General features: G+C 58.4%; 22 protein-coding genes and 5 tRNA genes. 9 read left to right on the forward strand and 18 right to left on the reverse strand.

What is annotated here, in order from left to right:
- The first annotated feature begins 153 nt into the window (after nt 1-153).
- The 3 genes from HDF16_RS05005 to HDF16_RS05015 all read left to right on the forward strand — a co-directional run bounded on the left by HDF16_RS05005 (nt 154) and on the right by HDF16_RS05015 (nt 6,064).
- Nucleotides 154-3,363, forward strand: coding sequence for a TonB-dependent receptor (locus HDF16_RS05005; RefSeq protein ID WP_184213993.1), 3,210 nt, complete (start codon nt 154-156; stop codon nt 3,361-3,363).
- 121 nt (nt 3,364-3,484) lie between these two features.
- Complete coding sequence (locus HDF16_RS05010) at nt 3,485-4,912, forward strand: NCS1 family nucleobase:cation symporter-1 (RefSeq protein ID WP_184213994.1); 1,428 nt, start codon at nt 3,485-3,487, stop codon at nt 4,910-4,912.
- Nucleotides 4,913-4,981: 69 nt separating this feature from the next.
- The gene (locus HDF16_RS05015) at nt 4,982-6,064 is read left to right on the forward strand and encodes an SPL family radical SAM protein (RefSeq protein ID WP_184213995.1); all 1,083 of its coding nucleotides are present in this window, start codon (nt 4,982-4,984) and stop codon (nt 6,062-6,064) included.
- A gap of 97 nt (nt 6,065-6,161) precedes the next feature.
- Here the strand turns inward: HDF16_RS05015 and rplK are convergent, their stop codons facing one another.
- The 17 genes from rplK to HDF16_RS31175 all read right to left on the reverse strand — a co-directional run bounded on the left by rplK (nt 6,162) and on the right by HDF16_RS31175 (nt 13,401).
- Entirely contained in the window at nt 6,162-6,596 is a 435-nt protein-coding gene (rplK, locus tag HDF16_RS05020; protein ID WP_184213996.1) for a 50S ribosomal protein L11, read from the reverse strand.
- Between the two features lie 108 nt (nt 6,597-6,704).
- On the reverse strand, nt 6,705-7,310 hold the full coding sequence (gene nusG / locus HDF16_RS05025) for a transcription termination/antitermination protein NusG (RefSeq protein ID WP_246408757.1): 606 nt from the start codon (nt 7,308-7,310) through the stop codon (nt 6,705-6,707).
- A 55-nt stretch (nt 7,311-7,365) separates the two neighbouring features.
- A complete protein-coding gene (secE, locus tag HDF16_RS05030; RefSeq protein ID WP_184213997.1) occupies nt 7,366-7,635 on the reverse strand; it encodes a preprotein translocase subunit SecE in 270 nt (89 codons plus the stop codon).
- 77 nt (nt 7,636-7,712) lie between these two features.
- Nucleotides 7,713-7,788 (reverse strand) — tRNA-Trp (locus tag HDF16_RS05035).
- 42 nt (nt 7,789-7,830) lie between these two features.
- Nucleotides 7,831-7,980 (reverse strand): 50S ribosomal protein L33, encoded by a 150-nt coding sequence (gene rpmG, locus HDF16_RS05040; RefSeq protein WP_184213998.1) that lies wholly within the window; start codon nt 7,978-7,980, stop codon nt 7,831-7,833.
- A 221-nt stretch (nt 7,981-8,201) separates the two neighbouring features.
- A complete protein-coding gene (locus HDF16_RS05045) occupies nt 8,202-8,672 on the reverse strand; it encodes a Uma2 family endonuclease (protein WP_348641242.1) in 471 nt (156 codons plus the stop codon).
- Nucleotides 8,596-8,817 carry a hypothetical protein gene (locus tag HDF16_RS05050; RefSeq protein WP_184214000.1) on the reverse strand — a complete coding sequence of 74 codons (222 nt, stop codon included), beginning with the start codon at nt 8,815-8,817 and terminating at the stop codon, nt 8,596-8,598. The genes HDF16_RS05045 and HDF16_RS05050 overlap by 77 nt, the downstream gene beginning before the upstream one ends.
- Before the next feature lie 103 nt (nt 8,818-8,920).
- The gene (locus tag HDF16_RS05055; RefSeq protein WP_221312486.1) at nt 8,921-9,514 is read right to left on the reverse strand and encodes a hypothetical protein; all 594 of its coding nucleotides are present in this window, start codon (nt 9,512-9,514) and stop codon (nt 8,921-8,923) included.
- Between the two features lie 117 nt (nt 9,515-9,631).
- Complete coding sequence (tuf, locus tag HDF16_RS05060; RefSeq protein ID WP_184213804.1) at nt 9,632-10,819, reverse strand: elongation factor Tu; 1,188 nt, start codon at nt 10,817-10,819, stop codon at nt 9,632-9,634.
- 118 nt (nt 10,820-10,937) lie between these two features.
- Nucleotides 10,938-11,246, reverse strand: a complete 309-nt coding sequence (locus HDF16_RS05065; RefSeq protein WP_184214326.1) for a hypothetical protein — start codon at nt 11,244-11,246, stop codon at nt 10,938-10,940.
- 64 nt (nt 11,247-11,310) lie between these two features.
- Nucleotides 11,311-11,385 (reverse strand) — tRNA-Gly (locus tag HDF16_RS05070).
- A 29-nt stretch (nt 11,386-11,414) separates the two neighbouring features.
- Nucleotides 11,415-11,489, reverse strand: a tRNA-Thr gene (locus HDF16_RS05075).
- A 23-nt stretch (nt 11,490-11,512) separates the two neighbouring features.
- Nucleotides 11,513-11,656 (reverse strand): hypothetical protein, encoded by a 144-nt coding sequence (locus HDF16_RS05080; RefSeq protein WP_184214002.1) that lies wholly within the window; start codon nt 11,654-11,656, stop codon nt 11,513-11,515.
- Between the two features lie 63 nt (nt 11,657-11,719).
- Nucleotides 11,720-11,806: transfer RNA gene (locus HDF16_RS05085), tRNA-Tyr, on the reverse strand.
- A gap of 192 nt (nt 11,807-11,998) precedes the next feature.
- Nucleotides 11,999-12,074: transfer RNA gene (locus tag HDF16_RS05090), tRNA-Thr, on the reverse strand.
- A gap of 131 nt (nt 12,075-12,205) precedes the next feature.
- Nucleotides 12,206-12,619, reverse strand: coding sequence for a beta-lactamase family protein (locus HDF16_RS31170; protein ID WP_221312489.1), 414 nt, complete (start codon nt 12,617-12,619; stop codon nt 12,206-12,208).
- A complete protein-coding gene (locus tag HDF16_RS31175; RefSeq protein WP_221312491.1) occupies nt 12,616-13,401 on the reverse strand; it encodes a serine hydrolase in 786 nt (261 codons plus the stop codon). Before HDF16_RS31175 ends, HDF16_RS31170 begins: the two co-directional genes overlap by 4 nt.
- A gap of 170 nt (nt 13,402-13,571) precedes the next feature.
- Here HDF16_RS31175 and HDF16_RS05100 point away from each other — a divergent pair, with 170 nt between their 5' ends.
- The 6 genes from HDF16_RS05100 (at nt 13,572) to HDF16_RS05125 (ending at nt 20,056) form a co-directional block, all read left to right on the forward strand.
- The gene (locus HDF16_RS05100; protein ID WP_184214003.1) at nt 13,572-14,636 is read left to right on the forward strand and encodes a hypothetical protein; all 1,065 of its coding nucleotides are present in this window, start codon (nt 13,572-13,574) and stop codon (nt 14,634-14,636) included.
- Between the two features lie 105 nt (nt 14,637-14,741).
- Entirely contained in the window at nt 14,742-16,106 is a 1,365-nt protein-coding gene (locus HDF16_RS05105; protein WP_184214004.1) for a PQQ-dependent sugar dehydrogenase, read from the forward strand.
- A gap of 43 nt (nt 16,107-16,149) precedes the next feature.
- Complete coding sequence (locus HDF16_RS05110; RefSeq protein ID WP_184214005.1) at nt 16,150-17,025, forward strand: hypothetical protein; 876 nt, start codon at nt 16,150-16,152, stop codon at nt 17,023-17,025.
- Nucleotides 17,026-17,143: 118 nt separating this feature from the next.
- Nucleotides 17,144-18,205 (forward strand): NAD(P)-dependent alcohol dehydrogenase, encoded by a 1,062-nt coding sequence (locus HDF16_RS05115; protein WP_184214006.1) that lies wholly within the window; start codon nt 17,144-17,146, stop codon nt 18,203-18,205.
- A gap of 5 nt (nt 18,206-18,210) precedes the next feature.
- Entirely contained in the window at nt 18,211-19,248 is a 1,038-nt protein-coding gene (locus HDF16_RS05120) for an AraC family transcriptional regulator (RefSeq protein WP_184214007.1), read from the forward strand.
- A gap of 319 nt (nt 19,249-19,567) precedes the next feature.
- Entirely contained in the window at nt 19,568-20,056 is a 489-nt protein-coding gene (locus HDF16_RS05125) for a TonB family protein (RefSeq protein WP_184214008.1), read from the forward strand.
- A gap of 372 nt (nt 20,057-20,428) precedes the next feature.
- On the opposite strand, the gene HDF16_RS05130 is transcribed toward HDF16_RS05125, so the two are convergent.
- The gene (locus HDF16_RS05130) at nt 20,429-20,749 is read right to left on the reverse strand and encodes a hypothetical protein (RefSeq protein WP_184214009.1); all 321 of its coding nucleotides are present in this window, start codon (nt 20,747-20,749) and stop codon (nt 20,429-20,431) included.
- Nucleotides 20,750-20,811 lie beyond the last annotated feature (62 nt).

A 20,811-nucleotide genomic window follows, 5' to 3' on the forward strand; every position in this document is an offset into this window, starting at 1 on the left:
CAACCTTCAGCAAAGGTCACCGTCACGCCACGCGCGGCGACGAGCAGATGTTCCTCTTTCCGTACCGCGATTCGTTCCACGCCGAACGCTCGCAACGTACGTTGCCGGTTCGGTCGCCAGTACAAACAACGCACATATCAAGAGGGCTTAACTATGTCTTTCTCCGTCCGTTCTTCATTGAAGCTGAAGCTGTGCCAGAAACTGTGCGTGACGCTCGCGCTCTCCAGCAGCCTTGCCTTTGCGCAAAACGCCGTCTCCACCGGCGCGATGACCGGCACCGTCCATGATCCGGGCGGCCAAGTGGTCGCTCATGCGGCCGTGACAGCGGTCAATGAAGCGACGGGCGAACGTTCGACCTCGAGTTCGAACGACGTCGGCATCTTCAGCTTCCCCGCCCTCAAGATCGGCGTCTACGACGTCTCGGTCGTCTCCACCGGCTTCAAGACCGTGAAGATCGCCGGCCTTGTCGTCGCCGTGGGCCACACCACAGACGCGGAGGCGACGCTTGCCATCGGCGAAGCCAGCGACACGGTCAATGTCATCAGCGACGCAGGCTCCGCGCTCAACCCCTCCGACACCACTGTCGGAACTCTCTTACAACACGACACGATCGAAGGCCTCCCGCTTAGTGGCCGCCGCTACACCGATCTCGTCCTGCTCACTCCCAACGTCGTCGCCGACGGCCAATTTGGACACATCAGCTTTGCCGGCCAGTCCGGCGGCGACCTCTCCGGCTACAACAACACCGCCGGCGGTGCATCGAACGCCAACGGTTCCACCTCATTCACGGTAGACGGCGTCGACTCGACCAGCTACTACTACGGCGACAACCGCGGCTTCACCCGCATCCCCTACGTCTTCGGCCTACAGTCCATCCAGGAGTTCCAGGTCCAGGCCAACGTCTACGACTCCAGCTACGGCGGCGCAGGCGCGGGCTTCATCAATACCGTTACCAAGTCCGGCACCAACAAGTTCCACGGCGACGCCTTCTACTACAACCGCAACTCCGCCACCGGCGCGAACGACGCCATCGACAAGGCAAACGGCAACCCGAGGCCTCTGAATGTGCTCCAGCAGTTTGGCGCCGACATCGGCGGCCCCATCATCCGCGACAAGATGTTCTTCTACTTCGACTATGAGCAGCAGCGTCACAAAGATCCGCTCTATGCCGTGAATACCGGACAGGCCGCAACGACCGAGGTAGATTATGGTGTTCCCGCCGGGACTGTTCTTCCCACACCGAACAGCCACTACCCTGTCGCATCAACACTCACCCAGGACCAGGCTACCGCGGACCCAACGAATCCCCTCTACCTTCAGGGCGTCGCAAACGCTCTCAACGTAGTCCACACAAACCTTGGCCCACGCGCCCGCCGCCGTGACGACTGGGAGCTCTTCCCCAAGCTGGACTGGGCGATCAGCGACAAGACCCACCTGACAGCGTTGTACAACTACAATCACTTCCAGTCAGCAGGCGGCATCATCACCTTCAGCCCCGAGTCCTTCGGCGGCGATGAACTCCTGGGTGACAATGGCGTCCGCGATCACGTCGCCACAGTACACCTAACCCATACCTTCTCTCCCAGCATCGTGAACGATGCCTATGTGAGCTACGTCCGCGACGAGCAGCTCTATAACCCCTCCGGCCTGGCCGCCACCCCAACTTCGCCACAGATGGTACTGGTCTCGCCACAGGTGCTCTTGCTCGGCAACCCGACCTTTTCCTACAACAATCTGCGTGAGTACCAGACCCAGTTCGCGGATCACGTCACCTTCCTGCATGGCAAGAATCAGCTCGACGCCGGTTATAGCCTCAACTACGACACGATTTCCGACAAGGATCCAGGCTCGTTTTACGGTCAATATGTCTTCTTCAGCCTCCAGGCCTTCGCGCTCGGCAAGTGGAACGTCTTCAATCAAACCTCCGGAGATCCTAAGTACAACTTCAGCGATCCCTTCATGGGCTTCTTCGTCAACGACACCTACCACCTGAGACCCAACCTCACGATAACCGGAGGAATTCGCGAAGACTTCCAGAAGTACGGCAATCCAGCAGGCAATCCGCTAGTGCCGACAACTCAAAAGTTTAGCAACCAGTACCAGCGGATCTCGCCGCGCTTCGGCTTCTCTTATAACCCATTCACCAAGACCGTCATTCGCGGCGGGGCCGGGCTCTACTACGAGATCTTCGTCGGCGGCAACTACCAGCGTTCGACGCAGCAGAATGGAGTGGCACAATCCGGAGCCGGCTTCTTCAACGTCGACAGTAGTCTTGCCGGGGCTGATCAAAATCCCGCGTACCCTGCGGCGCTGCCAACTACGAGTTCAGCATTTGCAGGCGGTGGAAGCATCGTGACGGTTGACTCACACTACAAGACACCGTCAGTAGTAAACGCGAGCCTCCAGATCGATCAGGAGATCGCAAAAGGCACCATCCTTACGGTCGGCAGCCTTTGGTCTCACGGAATGCATCTGACCAGCTCCACCGCGTACGACCAGAACCTCAACACCCCGACCGGCACGACCACCTATGTCTCTCCGTCCGGCTCCGTCCTCTCTGTGTTGCCGAACCTCGATCCGGGCGTCCTTGGAGAGGGTCGCATCACCGCAGGCCTCGCCCAGATCAACGCACTCATCAGCCCCGGCATCGACAACTACAACTCCCTGTTTGTTCAGCTAAACCGCCAAGCCAGCCACGACATAAATTTCATCCTCTCCTACACGTTCGCCAAGAGCACCCAGAGCGGCGTGGACTTTTACAACCAGTTCGATCTCTCTGGAACGCACGGTCTGTCGGTACTCGATCAGCGCCAGCGCTTTTCGATCGCCGGCGTCTACGCTCCCACTCTCAACACGGGCAGCGAACTCGCACGCGCGGCCGCCAACGGTTGGAGAGTGAGCCTGATCGCCCAGGTGAACACAGGCCACCCGTACACGGGAGTCATCAGCCAGCTGAACGATACGGCAGAGGCGCAGGCGACAGCCAACACCGCAGCGGGTCTGGTCGGCGGAAACTCGCCCGGCTACGGCCTCGCTCCGGGAGACGGAATCAATTCGTTCACCGGGCCCGGCACAGCGCAGGTAGATCTTGGAATCGAACGCGCCATCAAGATCAAAGAGACGCAGAGCATCACGCTCAAGGTACAGTCCTTCAACCTGCTCAACTCCGCCAACTACTTCGTCTACGCCGGTAGCGGCATCAACCAGGTCCAATACACCACCGGAGGCGCGACCTGCGGCGATGGCAAGACGTTGAACCAGACCTGCACCCTGACGCCAAACCCCGGCTTCCAGACGCTCACTGCAGTAGACCAGTCGCACCCGCCCCGCATCTTCCAGTTCTCCTTCGCCTACAAGTTCTAAGTCCAGCGAAGGCAAATCCCCTACCGGAACAGGAGTCCAGCACGCAATCCACGGTGCCCGGACTCTTGTTCCGCTTAAGCCATAATCACTTTACGATCCACTCCGACCTGCAGGAGCACGCATGATCCAAGCGACAAGTCTTACGAACGAAGACCTTGCCCCTACAACGCCCGAACATCGCACCTGGGGAACGTATAACTACATCGCCCTGTGGTTCTCGATGTCGATGGAGATCACGACGTACATGCTCGCGTCATCTCTGATCGCAGGCGGCATGAACTGGAAGCAGGCACTCTCCACGATTCTGTTGGGAAACCTCATCGTCCTGGTACCGATGCTGCTGAATGCCCACGCCGGAGCGAAGTACGGCATTCCCTTCCCGGTCTTCGTGCGGGCATCGTTCGGCCTGCGTGGCGCAAACATCCCGGCGATTCTTCGAGCGATCGTAGCCTGCGGATGGTTCGGCGTTCAGTCATGGCTGGGCGGGCAGGCGATCGCCGCTATGGTCAATGTTCTGTGGCCCGCATCGGCGCACATGCCGTGGGTTCTCTGGATCTGCTTCCTCGGCTTCTGGTGCTTGAACATGGTCATCGTCTGGCGCGGCGTCGAGTCCATCCGCTTCCTGCAAAGCTTCTCGGCACCCTTCATGCTTGTCATGTCGCTCACGCTGCTCTTCTGGATGGTGCACAAGGCCGGCGGCCTCGGCCCCATGCTCTCCGCCCCAAGCCAGTTCAAAACCACAGGCAGTTTCCTGCACTTCTTCTTCCCCATGCTCACCGCGATGGTCGGCTACTGGGCCACACTCTCACTGAACATCCCCGACTTCACCCGCTACGCCAAATCGCAGGAGTCCCAGATCTTTGGCCAGGCCTTCGGCCTTCCCGTTGCGATGACCTTCTACTCCTTCATCGGCATCGCCGTCACCTCAGCCTCGACTGTCGTCTTTGGCGAACCCATTTGGAGCCCCATCGTCCTCCTGGGCAAGTTTCACCAACCCTTCGTAGCGTTCCTAGCCTTGATCGCCCTACTTGTCGCCACGCTCAACGTAAATATCGGCGCGAACGTAGTCTCCCCATCGAACGACTTCTCGAACCTCGCGCCAAGACTCATCAGCTTCCGAACCGGCGGCATGATCACCGGACTGCTCGGCCTCGCCATGATGCCCTGGAAGCTGATGAGCAGCTTCGGCACCTACATCTTCGGATGGCTGGTCGGCTACTCCGCCCTACTCGGCCCAGTAGCAGGAATCATGGTCGCCGACTACTTCCTGATCCGCGGCACTCGGCTCGATGTCAGATCGCTCTACCGCCGCGGTGGACCCTACGAGTACAGCAAAGGTTTCAATCCCAGAGCGATCGCCGCACTCATAGTCGGAGTCCTCGTCGCCCTCTGCGGCTTGGTGATTCCCTCGTTGCGCTTCCTCTACGACTACGCATGGTTCGTCGGCTTCTTTCTCTCAAGCGCGATTTACGTCGTTCTAATGAGGGCCTTCACTCCTGAAGAAACCCACTCGCTTGAGCAGCCGCTGGTCGTTGAAGAAGCCCTGTAAAGCAGGAGCCCTGCCAATCGCTTGACGAATCCCCTCCGCCGCCGTAGCCTCATGCTAGAAGGCGAACATATGGCGAAACTGCAAGTCTCTTCCCTTTTCCCCATCCTTGACTCCGACCCTCCTCCCCGAGTTGGAATCGCCCGTCTCGCGGCTGCCGCAAGGCGCGCTGACGATGGCCATCTCATTCAGTTCAAGTCCCTCGAAGTCCGCAGCGTCCTCAACAAGTCCGTATCCAAACGCCAACTGTCGCTCGCCTACTCCATCAACCCGTACCGAGGGTGCGAGTTCGCCTGCCGCTACTGTTACGCCCGCTACACCCACGAGTTCCTCGCGCCGAATCGCGTCTACCCTGGCAGTGAATCGGTGATGGCAAGCCACGACGCCTTCGAACACGAGATCTATCTCAAGCAGAATGCTGCTTGGCTTCTGGAACAAGAACTTCGCCACATCGATCCCTCCCAGGAGATCGCACTCGGCACGGCGACCGATCCCTACCAGCCGATCGAACGCCGCGCGCGCATCACGCGCAGTCTGCTTGAAGTCTTCTCACGAAAGTCCGGTTACCGCTTGGGCATCGTCACGAAGTCGCGCCTTATCACCCGCGATATCGACCTGCTCCAACAGATCGCCGCGCGCAACACGCTCGTACTTCATCTCACCATTACAACGCCCGACGCCGCGCTGGCCCGCCTTCTGGAACCACGCGCCCCTCGTCCAGACCTGCGATTCGAGGCGGTGCGCAAGCTCCGGCAGGCAGGACTCACAGCCGGAATTCTCTGCTGCCCTCTTCTCCCGGGAATCACCGATTCAGAAACTGCCCTCAATGCTATGGCCATACGGGCATCCGAAGTAGATGCCAGCTTCTTTGCTGCCAATCCCTTGTTCCTGAAAGCCTGCTCGCGGCCAACGTTCTTCAAGTTCGTTCAAGAACACTTCCCACACCTTGAAGCCGACTACGCCACCCGATTCGCCATGGCTGACTTCGCCGCCGCTCCCTATCGAAACGAGCTAAGCCACAGAGTGGACAAAGTCTGCCACAAGTATGGGCTGGCACCGCGATCCTCCGATGCGCTTCTCACACGCGACATCGGCGCAGCGAAACGGTCTCCGGTCAACGTAGGCGCGCCGCACCAGCAGATGCTCTTCGGATAGAGAACGGAACGCAAAAGAGCGAGGATCTCCCAACCCCGTCACCACGAAACTCCGGTGACAGGTGGGAAATCCTCAAGCTCTTACTACTGAAATGAAACTAAGCTACGACTTCGATTCCCATGGAGCGGGCTGTACCGCGAATGCTCTTAGCAGCCGCCTCGACCGTGTTCGAGTTCAAGTCAGGCATCTTCTGCGTGGCGATCTCGATGATCTGCTTCTCGGTCACCTTGCCCAGCTTGGTCTTGTTCGGCGTTCCGGATCCCTTGGGGATGCCAGCAGCCTTCAACAGGAGAACAGCCGCAGGCGGCGTCTTCGTGATGAAGCTGAAGCTGCGGTCCGCATACACGGTGATAACGACGGGGATGGTCATGCCGGTCATCTCAGGAGTCGAGGTGCGAGCGTTGAACTGCTTGCAGAACTCCATGATGTTGACCTGAGCCTGTCCGAGAGCGGGGCCGACCGGGGGTGCCGGGGTAGCCTTTCCGCCAGTGATTTGCAGCTTTACGTATCCGGTAATCTTCTTCGGTGCCATTGCGGTATTTCCTTCTTATGCGTCCAGCGCCTGACTCAAAGCCGGCTGCTGAATAGTATTGAAATCCAAAATCTTTACTGACGAAATCTATACGGACGACGGCGAAAACTACTCGTCGATCATCTTGTCGACCTTCGAGAACTCAATCTCGACCGGCGTAGAACGTCCGAAGATGCTGACCATGACCTTCAAAGTCTGCTTGTCTTCGTTCACATCGTCGACTGCGCCGTTGAAGTTGGCGAATGGGCCCTCGTTGATGCGGACCTGCTCGCCCTTCTCGAACTTGATCTTCGTAGCCGGCTTGTCCTTCGACACATCCGAGCGGAAGATGATCGAGCTGACTTCCTGCTCCGAAAGCGCTACGGGGCTATCGCCGGTTCCAAGGAAGCCAGTAACCCGGGGCGTGTTCTTGATGACGTGCCAGAGATCGTTGTCCAGCTCCATCTCGACCAGGACATAGCCGGGAAGGAAGACGCGCTCAATGGTGTACTTCTTGCCATTGCGCAACTCGGTCACAGGCTCGGTCGGGATCATGATGCGGCCGATGCGGTTCTGCAGGCCGAACGCCTGGATACGGCTCTCGAGCGACTCACGAACCTTGCGCTCGAAGCCCGAATAGGCGTGGATAATGTACCACTTGAAATTCTCGTTGACCGGTGGCTCGAGGTGTTCTTCGGGCTGCGCTGCTTCCGGGATTATCTCTTCTGCCGCCATCGTTATGCCTTCTTCGTGCATCATCGTCGTGCAATCTACGGGGTGGTACTGACTCTTAGGAATGCGTTGAGAGCTTGTGCAGCAGAGCTTCGATGGCGCGGCCGATGATATTGTCCACCAGCCAGAAGTACGCCGCGAAGATGAAGACCGTGACCAGGACTACGGTCGTCGTCGTCTGCACATCGGTGCGCGAAGGCCAGATAACCTTGCGCATTTCGCTGCGGACGTCCTTGAGAAACTCCACAAGGCGCGCGGGCGTCGCCTTCAGATTATCAATCCCGGTATTTGTGCGGCTCTCGTCCGTCACTGTGATCGCCTTCGCCATGACTCTTCTGCTTTCGTGATGCTTGAATCTTAATCTCTGGGAGTATTCCCGACCATGTACCAATCAACGGAGGCGAATGGCGGGGGAGCTCGGATTCGAACCGAGAAGTTCGGTTTTGGAGACCGACAGTTTAACCGTTGAGCTTACTCCCCCGTATCGCGACGCTCTCGCTAGAGAGGGTCGCGGCGGTGGTGCTTACTTCGTCTCTTTGTGGTCCGTGTGCTGACGGCAGGTATTGCAGAACTTCGAGAACTCCAGGCGGCCAGTGGTCGTCTTCTTGTTCTTCGTCGTTGAGTAGTTCCTGTTCTTGCACACCGGGCACTGCAGGGTAATGATCTCGCGCATTGGGTGAATCCTCTCTTGTGTGGCCAACCACCTCGGTTGGCAAGCAGCAGTCTCCGGATCTAAAGCAGATCGCTCGACACGCCGCGACGCAGGCTTGGGGTGCCTGCAACCCGTATTCCTGATTGTAGCGGAGGAGGAGCGGTCAGGCCACGCTCGACCTTTCTATTATCCACGAAAGCAGGCTGGAGCGCCAGTCGCGCAGCCTTTTAGCCCGAGCCTAGCTATTTTGACCAGAGCCGCGATGTCTCAAGACGAAAGCCAGGCACCACCGCATCTGCTTCAATCGACGCAGGACGCATCAGCCGTTCGCTCGCCTGGCCCGGCCGATAGACAAGAATCTCTGCGGCGAACGGGTCGATCATCCAGGCCAGCAGAGCGCCGTTCTCAATCCACATCTCCATCTTCTCTTCGAGCTTCACTCGGGAGTCAGATCTCGGCAGAATCTCTAAGCGAAAATCTGGGCAGACCGGCGCAAACCCTTCCTGCTCACTCTTGGAAAGTGCATCCCAGCGGGCCTGAGACGTCCAGGAGGCATCCGGACTGCGAATGGATTTATCACGCATGACAACACCAACATTCGAACTGAATGCGATACCGTCATGCTGCTCCGCCCAGTCAGCACATCGTGAATAGCTCTCGCTGCCCATCTTCAAGATAGAGTGGCGCCATGATCTCCAGCTCGCCCTTGGCATTTTGCTCGATTCGAAATGGGCGATTGCGACGCGAGAAAGCCATCAATTCGCAGTCGCTGAGGGGGCGCGACAAGTGCAGCGTGACGGGCAAAGGCACACCCGCAAGTGACAATTGAAACTCCAAGGCGTCGGCAAGAGCAGCCATCAGCTCATTCTATTGCGGGATTAGTATTGCTGCCTATCGGTGCAAAGCTGCTTTTTACTATTCCATTTTTGAACGGCTAGCACAGAGAAATAAATCCTAAATGTCAAGATCGAGAGCGAGTACCCTCGACCAACTTGTCCCAACTCCCTTCGTCTGCCGCCCATTCCAGCGCCGGGAGGACGAAACTCGCATGGTTTCTCCCAAGATGTTGGAGTCCTACTAAAAGCTGTGCAAGAACACTACTATTACGGTCAGCTAGAAAGCTTTTCGCACAAGCTTCAATTCGAAATGTCTCCTCATATATTTCAGGCAGATGCAACGTAAAGCTTGCTGTGTAATCTTTAAGCGTTCGAAGGCGAGTGATATCAGAGAACGGGTTGTAGGGGATGAATCCAGGCCAGCTTGTCGGCAACTCGAGCTTCCGACCGAGTTCCGCACGTAGCTTCATTTCGCGCACGGTGTCCGTTGGAAAGCTTTTCCGAATCCGCTTCTTTGATACAAGCGCCTCTAGTTCCTCGAGGCCTTCAGCCACTAGCAAGTATCCGAGATACAGCCGTGTCGTAGAGACCAAAATCCCTGCGAGACACGCCCGCCAATTCTCCGAGGTGGTAAGGCTTGGCGAGAAGATATGGTCAACTGCCGAGCGGTAGCGAACTGCTGCCAACTGGAGATTTTCTAGTTCAGCCAGCGCTGTCATCGTCAAATTCCGTAGGTTCGCTTGGAGGGAAATCGTTATTGGACTGCGATTACATAACAGATAAAACGGAAAACGGCGAGCCGGAGCCCGCCGTTTCCACTAAGTACTCAAAACGAACTACTTGATAATCTCGGAGATCGTACCCGCGCCAACCGTCCTACCGCCTTCACGGATCGCGAAGCGGAGACCCTTCTCCATCGCGACCGGCGTGTGCAGCGTGATCTCGAGCTGGATGTTATCGCCCGGCATCACCATCTCCGTACCTTCCGGCAGCTTCGCCGATCCGGTCACGTCCGTGGTCCGGAAATAGAACTGGGGACGGTAGCCGTTGAAGAACGGAGTATGACGTCCGCCTTCTTCCTTGCTCAAGACATAGATCTCGCCCTTGAACTCGGTGTGCGGTGTGATCGATCCTGGCTTCGCCAGAACCATGCCGCGCTCCACATCTTCCTTCGCAACGCCGCGGAGCAAGAGCCCAGCATTGTCGCCCGCAAGGCCTTCATCGAGCTGCTTTTTGAACATCTCGACGCCGGTGCAGACCGTCTGCTGGGTGTCGCGGAAGCCAACGATCGAGCAGGCTTCGCCAACCTTGATCTTGCCGCGCTCGATACGTCCCGTGACCACAGTTCCACGGCCAGAGATCGAGAAGATATCTTCGATCGGCATCAGGAACGGAAGGTCGACAGCGCGCTCCGGCTGAGGAATGTACTTGTCGACAGCTTCCATCAGTTCGTCGATCTTCGCTTCCCACTGGGCTTCGCCGTTCAAAGCTCCAAGAGCCGAACCACGAATGATCGGGGTGTCGTCGCCGGGGTACTCGTACTTCGAAAGAAGCTCGCGAACTTCCATCTCGACCAGCTCGATCAGCTCTTCGTCTTCAACCGCATCGCACTTGTTCAGGAACACAACGATGTAAGGGACGCCAACCTGACGAGCAAGAAGCACGTGCTCCTTGGTCTGGGGCATCGGGCCGTCGGTAGCCGCCACAACGAGAATAGCGCCGTCCATCTGTGCCGCGCCGGTGATCATGTTCTTGATGTAGTCGGCGTGGCCTGGGCAGTCGACGTGTGCATAGTGGCGGTTCGGGGTCTCGTACTCTACGTGCGAGGTCGAGATCGTGATGCCGCGCTCGCGCTCTTCAGGAGCGTTGTCGATCGTGTCGAACGAACGGAAGACGTTGTGCGGGTTGTGCTTGGACAACACCTTCGTGATCGCCGCCGTCAGCGTCGTTTTGCCGTGGTCGATGTGACCCACCGTTCCAATGTTTACGTGAGGCTTAGACCGGTCAAACTTTTCCTTACCCATGACAACTCGTCTCCTAGTAGTGTGCCGGCTGGCCGGCAGTTCCATTCACGAACGATCGAGCACGTTGAAGTCCGGCGTGCTCGCTTCAAAATCTGAAAACCTGTTTACCAGATTCAACTCAGTAGTAAGCGTAGAGCTTGAAATACTTGTCCCGAACATCCGGAGCGACCTTCTCGAGACTGGCGAGATAGAACTCGCGAATCTGGCCCTGATCGCCGTTGACAAGCTTCGCATACTCTGCGGCAACCGAGGAGCCGAGACGTCCAGCCTTGAGGACCGCCTCAAAAGAGCGAACCCGCAAGCCGGCGCGCTCAAGCGACTTCAGGAAGTCCGCAACGCGAGCTGCGGAGAATGCGTTTTCAATCGCTCCACGGACAGTGCCGAAGGTCTGCGGGTCCGCTACTTCAAGGACAGCCTGCTGATACACAGCGCTCAAACGAAATCTCCTGCACCAAAATCTTGCTTGGGGTCTTCCTTGTGATTCGAATCTTTGGAGCGGGAGACGGGAATCGGACCCGCGACCAACAGCTTGGAAGGCTGTGACTCTACCACTGAGTTACTCCCGCCCTACGTGACAACGGTCTTACGAAACTTATGGAGCTGACGGAGAGGCTTGAACTCTCGACCTCTCCCTTACCAAGGGAGTGCTCTACCACTGAGCTACGCCAGCCTGTGAAACTCAACCTTACAATCCTACCGCGAACGTAGCCTGCCTAGCACTACGCGGAAGGCAAAAAACGCAAGCAGGATGAAACACAGATTGCGAAACTTGCCCGACTCCATCGTCCAGAACGCGCTGGCGGCGATCAAACCGATCAGCAGCAGTGCAATTACCATCCGGCCGCTGCCCGCAGGGCTTAGATCCACAACTCACCAGCCACGTTCAAAACTACAAATTTATGGTGCACAGGGGAGGGTTCGAACCTCCGTAGGGCATAACCCGGCAGATTTACAGTCTGCTGCCATTAACCACTCGGCCACCTGTGCACTTGCCTGAAAATCGCTGATGAAACGCAGCACTCTCACGCCCTTCAACTCCCAATCTCGCGCCTGCGGACAAACCGCATTCACGGCGGGACCAACTACGTCGAAGGAGTGGTGGAGTTCTACGCGCCAGAACGACTCGCAGGTACAACCAATACCGTCAAATCTTTTCATTCCAACTGGCTGTAGTGAAACTGGAGCTGACGAAGGGATTTGAACCCCCGACCCTCTGATTACAAATCAGATGCTCTACCAGCTGAGCTACGCCAGCCCATTACAACCACTGCTTTGCGCCCTGCTCTGAGCCCGGTATAGAGCGTGCCACCGGGCCAACGCAGAGTGCGCCGCAAGTCTCAACTTTAGCATAGCCGGAGCCCTTGGGCAACGTGCGCGGTCGCTGTCTCACGACTTCCCCGCATAGTCTCCATACTCCCAGTCATAAGGCACGCCCGTGTCGCCAAGGATCAACTTCACCAAGCCTGGGAAGCCCGCCTCCGACCGGACATCGTTCGAAAGAATCAGCACGCAGCGCTGCTTCCCTTCCAAGCAGACCATGGTGTTTGCGGTCTGCCCGTCATGGCCGCCTTTGAGAAATCCATGCCCCTGCGGGCCATCGAACACCACAACCCCCAGCCCCGCGTACAAGTCCTTCCGCTGCTTCGTCACCGGCAGCTCAGCCCCAAACAAGGGGAACTGGGTCGCCGTGGCAATGTGCAACGACGGCTTCGTCATCTCAGCGCGGGAAGCTGGGCTGAGCCCATCGCCACGTACCAGCGCAGCCGTGAACTTCGCCATGTCGGAGATCGTCGTATTCATCGATCCCGCCGCCCGAGGCTTGCTGCGCTTGCTGTGCGGCTGTGCGGCTGTGGTTCGCCCTTATCATTCCAGCCATTGGCGACGTTTGGGTCCTGCCCTTCGCGCCATGTGAGGCTTGTACGCGTCATGCCGAGGCGATCGAAGTTCGCCTTCGTTAGATCGCCAAGATCGAGCCCCAATCCCTGCGCTTTACGGCCGTGTTCAATCACAAACTGCAGCAGGATCATTCCCTCGCCCGAGTAACTGAAGCGCGTTCCCGGATCGAAGTGAATGTGCAGCTTCTCATCCGGCTCGATGAACCAGAAGTTGCTGAACCCCGTCGAGTGCGTCAGGCACATGCGCGGCGTGATCTTCTCCCATCGCGGATCGCTGACAAGATCCTTGTACGGCCCGTACTTGTCCGGAAAGACCGGATCAGGGCCGTAGCTCGGCAAGGAATTGTCGAGGTCATCTTTGATCGAAGCATCGAGGCTGATCTTCCCTTGATCCACCAACTGCATCACCGTGTAGGCGAAGACGGTCTTGGTCAGCGACGCCCCATACATGACGGTGTCATTCGTGAGCGGATCGCCCTTCGCATCGCGCACTCCATACGACTGCACATAACCGACCTTGCCGTGATCGATCACGGCAACAGCCATGCCCTTCGCATCGGTGCGCTTCATGATCCTGCCGACCTCGGCATCGATCGCCGCATTGCCGGGTATAGTCTGCGCGGAGATTGCAAGTGGAACCCAAAACAGAAAAGATGCGCAAAGTCGTGCGGGTGCACCTCGAAACACGTCGTCTCCTAATTGCCACGCTCAATTCACTTCTGATCGGCGACCACCAGCATACCTCCGCAAACCGAGAGCCCGCCTAACCATCGCCTGCAAGAGCGCGATTCGCCGTCCCGTTCTCCCAGATTGCTGCAAGGAGCGCTATCCTGACAGGCAGATGATTCGTCCTGCCCATGCATAAGCGCACCCGCTACTCTCTCCTGCTCACCTTTGTCCTGATCGCGGCGCTCGCCATCGCCCTCTTCCTGAAGAAGGAGGCACCACCAGAGGTAGCGCGCCTGCTCCCCGAGTCCGACGCGATCGTCTATGTGAATCTGAAACCGGTACGATCGGTGACTCACTTCGACCGCGAGTGGAGCAAGCGCCCCGTGGCGCTCAGTGCCGAGTATCAGCACTTCATCGACGCAACCGGCATCGTCTTCGAGCGCGACCTGGACGCTGCGGCCTTTGCGCTGCATCGCATGGATGACCCCAACGGCCCGAACGGCCCGGTCGCCTACTCCGAGGTCTTCGAAGGCCGGTTCGACGGCACGAAGCTTGCCGCGTACCTCACCTCGATCGCCATCGCAAAAGAGAGCTATGCCGGACACGACATCTACACCGTTCCTGTCGCCTTGGTCGAAGTTCCGTCAAAAGATGGAAAGCCAGCACAGGCCGTACGTCTGTTGCGTGTAACCCAGCTTGGCTATGACACCCTCGCCGCCTCAAACATGCCCACAGCCGAGCAGATTCACTCCATCCTCGACCGCTACCGCGCCTCGGCATCGCCGTTCTCCGGCTCATCCTTGCTCAGCGCCCGATATCACGATGTCCCGCTACTCTCGACCGCCTGGGCCATCGGACACATCGGTCTGCCCTTCTCCGAGAACGGCAAGATCAGCGCCTTCGGCCTGCAGCTCCCGCTCCCTGAAGACACCACCTTCGTCGCCAGTCTGCGCTTCACCACCGCCCTGCGCCTCCGCATCGACGAACTCCTTCCCACCCAGAACGACGCCGAGCAATCGGCCAATGCGCTCTCGGCCCTGCTTCAACTCTTTCGCTCCATCCAGAACGTCCAGTCCCAGCTGAATCCAGGCCAGCAACCAACGTCCGCGCAAAGCGCCGCAGTCAAGCAATTCATGGATTCCATCAAGATCGTCGCCGAGAGAAACCGCGCCACACTCACGGCAACCGTTCCCGTCGATATCCTGAAACAACTAACCGCAGCGAGCGCAGAGGCAACACCCGATTCACACTAAAACGCATCCCATAGCTGAATACTGAATTCCAGCTTCTGCATTTCTGAATCTAAGCCCGATCCCCAAGCGTCACTCCATCACCGAATCCTCTCCGAGGTCCAAGACATGTCCTTACGCTTCAAGTGCTTCGCTCTCGCTGCCGCAACGGTCCTGATCTCTCCGTTCGCGACCGCCCAATCCGGCACCGTGCTCACAGGGCAGGACGCCTTCACCGACTACTCGAAGGAACACCCCGGCGTTCGCCGTCATCTCACCGTCGCAGACCTCCCCGAGCCGAAGCCTGACGAGTCCGTCGATAATGGCCCACCGGTCATCCCTCGGCCAGACGGCGCAATGCCCGTAGCTCCCGCGGGCTTCAAAGTTGAAATCTACGCCCAGGGCTTCACCGAGCCTCGTCTGATCCGCACCGCGCCCAACGGCGATCTCTTCCTCGCCGACAGCAAAGCCGGCCAGATCAAGGTCCTTCGCGGCGTTGGATCTGACGGCAAGGTGGTCACTTCGGAGACCTTCGCAACCGGCCTCGACCATCCCTTCGGCATCGCCTTCTATCCGTCGGGACCAAGCCCCAAGTGGGTTTACATCGCGAACACGACTTCAGTCGTAAAGTTCGCCTATAAGGTCGGCGACTTGAAAGCGACAGGTGCGCCAGAGACCGTCGTCCAAACCCTCCCCGGCTACGCCCAGCTTCGCGGCGGCGGCCACTGGACCCGCGACGTCGTCTTCACCAAAGACGGCAGCAAGATGCTCATCTCCGTCGGATCGGCCTCGAACGTCGACGATCCCGACACCCACCCTGGCGAGTTCCACCGCGCCAATGTCCTCGAGTTCACTCCAGCCGGCAAGTTCGTCAAGATCTACGCCTCCGGGCTCCGCAACTGCGTCGGCGAGGCCATCAATCCGATCACCGGGCAGCTCTGGTGCTCCACCAACGAGCGCGACCGCCTCGGCAACAACCTCGTCCCCGACTACATCACCTCGGTCAAGGAAGGCGGCTTCTATGGCTGGCCCTGGTACTACATGGGCGGCCACCAGGACCCCCGCCTCGTCGGCACCCACCCCGAACTGAAGTCGAAGGTCCTCACCCCGGATGTGCTCGTAAACCCACACTTCGCCTCGCTCGAACTCACCTTCTACGCTCCGCCCGTCCGCTCCGACTCCTTCCCCGCCGAGTACAACGGCGACGGATTCGCCGCCGAACACGGGTCGTGGAATCGTGCCAAGCGGTCGGGATACGAAGTAATCCGCATCCCCATGCACGAAGGCCATGCCACCGGCGAGTACGAAGACTTTCTCACCGGCTTCGTCACCGACGACGGCAAGGTCTGGGGCCGTCCCGTGGGCGTCACCGTAGGACACGACGGCTCGCTCTTCGTGACTGACGATGGGTCGCGCACCGTCTGGCACGTCACCTACACCGGCAACAAAGCAAACGCCTCCATCCCAGCCGGCGGCGCACCATCCACCCGATAATTCATACGCGCGCTTTAGACTGGTTACGAGGAAGCGCGAAGGTATGAGATTCAGGTTCAACGGTCACAGCAAGTCTTTTCTAGCAATCGCCGCCGCTGTGCTTTTGACGGGCTCAACGAGTCCATCAAAAGCACAGCAGGCGGTAAAGGTCGACCAGAAAGCCCTGCTGGATCAAGTCCGACACGCGTATTACCTGCCTCTAGATCGTGGCGTACAGGGATTCTCCTGCAACGTATCGTTCGATTGGGCGGCGGTGCTAGAACGCGCCTCGGGCCGGAAGATTTCCTCAAAGGAAGCGACCGTCGTCTCGCTCAAAAGCGCTACGACAACCGTCACGAACGACTATGCAAAGGGCGCCGTCGCAAAAGGCACCTATCCCGGAACACAGCCGCTGGCAGGTTCACCCGTAGCCAGCCGCCAGAAGATTCTGAACAACCTAGTCAAGGCCAGCCTCGACGGTTGGGACCCTTTCCTCAGCAATCGCATCTTTCCTCTCGAAGCGACCACTTACCGCTTCGAGTCTGTGCCCACCGGCTACCGCCTGACGCTCGATGGCGGCACCTTCTTCTCCATCCTCGACCTCGATCCAAAGCTGAAGGTCACCCACGGCGAGAGCCATCTGAACGGCACCACAACCGAGTTCACACCGGAGTTCGACACCAGCACCCATGGCTGGCTGCTCACCTCGTTGAAGACCGTGACCACGCACGCGGCCACCGGACTTGCAGCGGAGACGAAGGCAGCCTCTTCCTCAACTTCGCCGGAAGATGAAGACAAGGCAAGCTTCATCTACTCCTACCAGTTCGTCGATGACCTCTTGGTGCCGAAACATGTCATCGTTCAATATGGCGAGGGCCAGGAAACCCCTTACGACCTGACAGACTGCACGCTGACCAAGGCCGCGCAAACAAAGCCCTAAAGTCAATTCCATGAATCATGGATGAATCTTTTTCGCGCACCCAAACCTGGCGTGTTCTGCGTAAAGTTTGGCGCGTTTTGCATCTCGCTCCTGTCGAAGACGATCTACTCTTTGACACATGTACAACGCCAAAGCCTACTCCGCTGCCAGTGCGTCATCGCCGCTCGCATCCACCACGATCGCGCGGCGCGATCCAACCGAAACCGATGTACAGATTGAGATCCTCTTCTGCGGCATCTGTCACTCAGACCTTCACCAGGCCCGCAACGAGTGGAGCGGCTTCATGCCCACCGTCTACCCCTGCGTCCCCGGCCACGAGATCGTCGGCCGCGTCACCTCCGTCGGCTCCGCAGTCACCACGTTCAAAGCAGGCGACCTCGCCGCTGTCGGCTGCATGGTCGACTCCGACGGCACCTGCCCGGAGTGCCTGGCAGGCTTCGAACAGTTCTGCCACAACGCAACCCTGACCTACAACTTCCCCGACAAGCACACCGGCGGAGTCACCTATGGCGGCTACTCGGACAGCGTAGTCGTCGACCAGCGCTTTGTCCTGAAGGTTCCCTCGAACCTCGACCTTGCAGGCGCGGCTCCATTGCTCTGCGCCGGCATCACCACCTACTCCCCCATGCACCACTGGGGTGTGACCAAGGGCAAGAAGGTCGGCGTTGTCGGCCTCGGCGGCCTCGGACACATGGGCGTAAAGTTCGCCCACGCGCTCGGCGCAGAAGTCGTTCTCTTCACCACCTCACCCGGCAAGAAGGATGACGCCCTCCGCCTCGGTGCCGACGAAGTTGTCATCTCGAAGAACGCCGATGAGATGGCGAAGCACGCAGGCAGCTTCGACTTCATCCTCGACTGCGTCTCCGCCGACCACGACATCAACGCCTTCCTCAGCCTCCTTCGTCGCGACGGCAATCTCTGCCTCGTCGGAGCTCCGGAAAAGCCGCTCGCCGTCTCCGCCTTCAACCTGCTCTTTGGCCGTAAGAGCCTCTCCGGCTCGCCCATCGGAGGCATCGCCGAAACCCAGGAGATGCTCGACTTCTGCGGCCAACACAACATCACCTCGGATGTAGAAATCATCCCCATTCAGAAGGTGAACGACGCCTACGACCGGCTGTTGAAGTCCGACGTAAAGTATCGCTTCGTCATCGACATGGCATCGCTCAAGACAGAGGCATAAGCACCATGGGCAGACACTTCCGGATTCCCGGCAGACTGCACGCAAGATTGCAGGAAGCGGGAATCCGTGTGCCTGCCCTGCTTCAAAGCGCGGGTCTGCCGCCAGGCCTCTTCGACCAGCCCCGCATCCTCGTCACGACCGAAGAGCTCTTCGCCCTCTGGTGTGAAATAGGCCGCGCCGGACACGCCTCCATCGGCCTCGCTTTGGGTACAGAAGCAAAGGCCGAGAACTTCGATCCCATCACCCTCGCCGCTCTCGCTGCCCCATCCTTCGGCGAGGCCATGCGCCAGGTAGCCCGCTACAAGACGCTCTCCTGCCCTGAGGAGATCCATCACGAGACCCACGCCGGAGAGTGGAGCATCCACTTCCGCTGGCTCCTCGCCGAGAGTCCCGAGCCCGAAGTCCTAACCGACCTCTGCTTCGCCTGGATCCTGTCGATCGCCCGCCACGGCACCGGCCAATCCATCTCTCCGCTACGCATCGAGTTGAAGCGACCGGCCCCTAAACACAGAGTCTTCGAGCGCCACTTCGACTGCCACGTCACCTACAGCGCCTCGAAAAATTCCGTCATCTTCCGCGAGTCCGACACCGCGCTACCCTTCATCACGCGTAACGCCGAACTCCTCGGCATGCTCGCCCCGCAGTTCGACCAGGAGATGAAGCAGACGGGCGCGCAGCAGACCTTCGCCGAAGTCGTTCGCACAGTCATCCAGCGCAAGCTCATAGGCGGCCGCCCAAAGATGCGCGAGATCGCCCGCGAGCTGCACCTCAGCTCACGCACGCTGCAACGCCGCCTGCAGGACGACGGCTTCACCTTCCAGCAAGTGATGGAGCAGTCACGCCACCAGCTTGCGCGGCACTACCTGAAGAACTCGATGCTCGGTTTGAACGAGGCCGCCTACATGCTAGGCTTCGTCGATTCGAACTCGTTCGTCCGCGCTTTCCGCACATGGGAGGGTCTTCCGCCCGCCCATTGGCGCGAGCTGGAACGATCCAGACCACAGCCCGAGACAACAGAACAACTGGAAGTCTGCCTGACGTAGCGTTACCAGATTCCGGATCGAAATCCGATACGCCACAACCCTTCGCAGCCTGTGCCTCAGCATTCCCTTGTCTACGCGATGTCCTCCTCGAAGGGGATGAACTCTGCTCGTCTAGAGACAGAGATGAGCCTCGTAGGATGGCATTTTTTGGCTTCCTCGGCGACGAACTTTTCCGACAACGATTTTTTAACTTCATCTCTTCCGAGAACTTAAGTTGCTAAAAATAAAGCCATTTAGCACTTATACGAAATTTGTTGACAACCGTATGTAAACAAATTTATAGTGGTGAAGGTTACTCCTAATCGAAATCGAGGTTCCTATGCGCCAAGCTCTTGCAATTGCAGCCGCCTTCCTGCTCCCGACCATGCTTCACGCCCAGGCAATGGTGCCTGCAACCACCCAGGCTTCGCCGAACGCTCCCGTGATTGAAGCTCGCCTGACCATGCCGGCAGAGCCGGGTCAGCCCTCGGCCCTCGCCTACGGCTTCGACGGTATCCCGGTGGCCTCGCCCGTGCGGGTCACGACCGGCATCACCCCACCCGAACTGATTTCGATGGCTGATATCCACGCGGACAACGACGTCAGATGGCATGCGTCGGGTGAGGATAAGATCGTTGTCGTCTCGATGATCGTCAACAAAGCCGGCAAGCCCACGAACCTGAAGATCACGAAGTCTGCCGGCGAAGAACTGGACAACAACGTACTCGCATCGGTAGCGAAGTACCACTACAAGCCAGGCCAGTTGAACCACCAGCCCACCGAGGTTGAAGTGAACCTCGAGATCATCATCCACGCCCCGAGCTTCTAAAAGTTCGCCGGAGAAGTTCGTCCAGCCTTAGCCTTCTGCCAGATTTGGCCCTCCCGCTACCGGGCAGACTCAATGAGTCTGCCCGGTTTTTATTGAAATAAAGGGTTTCTGGACGACCTGTTGGGACGCATCGCTTATCAGATCGTCGGCACCGCATAGTCGCGAATCTCCGGATCGAGCGTCATCAATGGAATGCTCTCGGCCAACGTCTGGGCCACAAGCAGGCGGTCGCCGGGATCGTGGGATCAGGGTAGATGCGGGTGGGACTCGGGTCAATGCGTTTCTTCGGGATAACAAAGCGGTTCGCGCTCTGCCCGAATGCCCGTAGCTATAAGCGAGCTATGGACGGACATCCGGCCTCAATGGCTACCATCAGACAAAAAATTTCACCACTCCAGCGAACGCTAGGATCAACGCACAGTACTGCATTGGAATCCAGAAGAGGGTATGTTTTTTGCGCAACGTCACAGCCTGCCCTGTCTGCGGGTCAACTAGCACACGGCCAGGGCCTGTGAGCTTATTTCCAAGGAGCCAAACAATCCCCGCAGAAATGATCAGGCTCATGCCCCATATCCAATGATGGGTGTCGGTATAGCCCTCTCCGAATTTTCCATCGAATATCTTTTCGAAGAGCACAGCAATGAGAACAGGTATAAGCGCAGCGAGAAATCCAAAACCTTGCCAGATAATCAATTCAGACCTCAGTAGAAAGGGAATAACGCAAATTCTACACCGAGGTTTACCCGCTCTAATTG

Origin of the sequence: Granulicella aggregans (genome assembly GCF_014203275.1) — a bacterium.
Taxonomy (GTDB): Bacteria; Acidobacteriota; Terriglobia; order Terriglobales; family Acidobacteriaceae; genus Edaphobacter.

Coding starts and splice junctions, on each gene's coding strand:
- HDF16_RS05005 (WP_184213993.1), top strand. CDS start 154: ATGTCTTTCTCCGTCCGTTCTTCATTGAAGCTGAAGCTGTGCCAGAAA.
- HDF16_RS05010 (WP_184213994.1), top strand. CDS start 3,485: ATGATCCAAGCGACAAGTCTTACGAACGAAGACCTTGCCCCTACAACG.
- HDF16_RS05015 (WP_184213995.1), top strand. CDS start 4,982: ATGGCGAAACTGCAAGTCTCTTCCCTTTTCCCCATCCTTGACTCCGAC.
- rplK (WP_184213996.1), bottom strand. CDS start 6,596: ATGGCACCGAAGAAGATTACCGGATACGTAAAGCTGCAAATCACTGGC.
- nusG (WP_246408757.1), bottom strand. CDS start 7,310: ATGGCGGCAGAAGAGATAATCCCGGAAGCAGCGCAGCCCGAAGAACAC.
- secE (WP_184213997.1), bottom strand. CDS start 7,635: ATGGCGAAGGCGATCACAGTGACGGACGAGAGCCGCACAAATACCGGG.
- rpmG (WP_184213998.1), bottom strand. CDS start 7,980: ATGCGCGAGATCATTACCCTGCAGTGCCCGGTGTGCAAGAACAGGAAC.
- HDF16_RS05045 (WP_348641242.1), bottom strand. CDS start 8,672: ATGCCAAGGGCGAGCTGGAGATCATGGCGCCACTCTATCTTGAAGATG.
- HDF16_RS05050 (WP_184214000.1), bottom strand. CDS start 8,817: ATGGCTGCTCTTGCCGACGCCTTGGAGTTTCAATTGTCACTTGCGGGT.
- HDF16_RS05055 (WP_221312486.1), bottom strand. CDS start 9,514: ATGACAGCGCTGGCTGAACTAGAAAATCTCCAGTTGGCAGCAGTTCGC.
- tuf (WP_184213804.1), bottom strand. CDS start 10,819: ATGGGTAAGGAAAAGTTTGACCGGTCTAAGCCTCACGTAAACATTGGA.
- HDF16_RS05080 (WP_184214002.1), bottom strand. CDS start 11,656: ATGGTAATTGCACTGCTGCTGATCGGTTTGATCGCCGCCAGCGCGTTC.
- HDF16_RS31170 (WP_221312489.1), bottom strand. CDS start 12,619: ATGAATACGACGATCTCCGACATGGCGAAGTTCACGGCTGCGCTGGTA.
- HDF16_RS05100 (WP_184214003.1), top strand. CDS start 13,572: ATGCATAAGCGCACCCGCTACTCTCTCCTGCTCACCTTTGTCCTGATC.
- HDF16_RS05105 (WP_184214004.1), top strand. CDS start 14,742: ATGTCCTTACGCTTCAAGTGCTTCGCTCTCGCTGCCGCAACGGTCCTG.
- HDF16_RS05110 (WP_184214005.1), top strand. CDS start 16,150: ATGAGATTCAGGTTCAACGGTCACAGCAAGTCTTTTCTAGCAATCGCC.
- HDF16_RS05115 (WP_184214006.1), top strand. CDS start 17,144: ATGTACAACGCCAAAGCCTACTCCGCTGCCAGTGCGTCATCGCCGCTC.
- HDF16_RS05120 (WP_184214007.1), top strand. CDS start 18,211: ATGGGCAGACACTTCCGGATTCCCGGCAGACTGCACGCAAGATTGCAG.
- HDF16_RS05125 (WP_184214008.1), top strand. CDS start 19,568: ATGCGCCAAGCTCTTGCAATTGCAGCCGCCTTCCTGCTCCCGACCATG.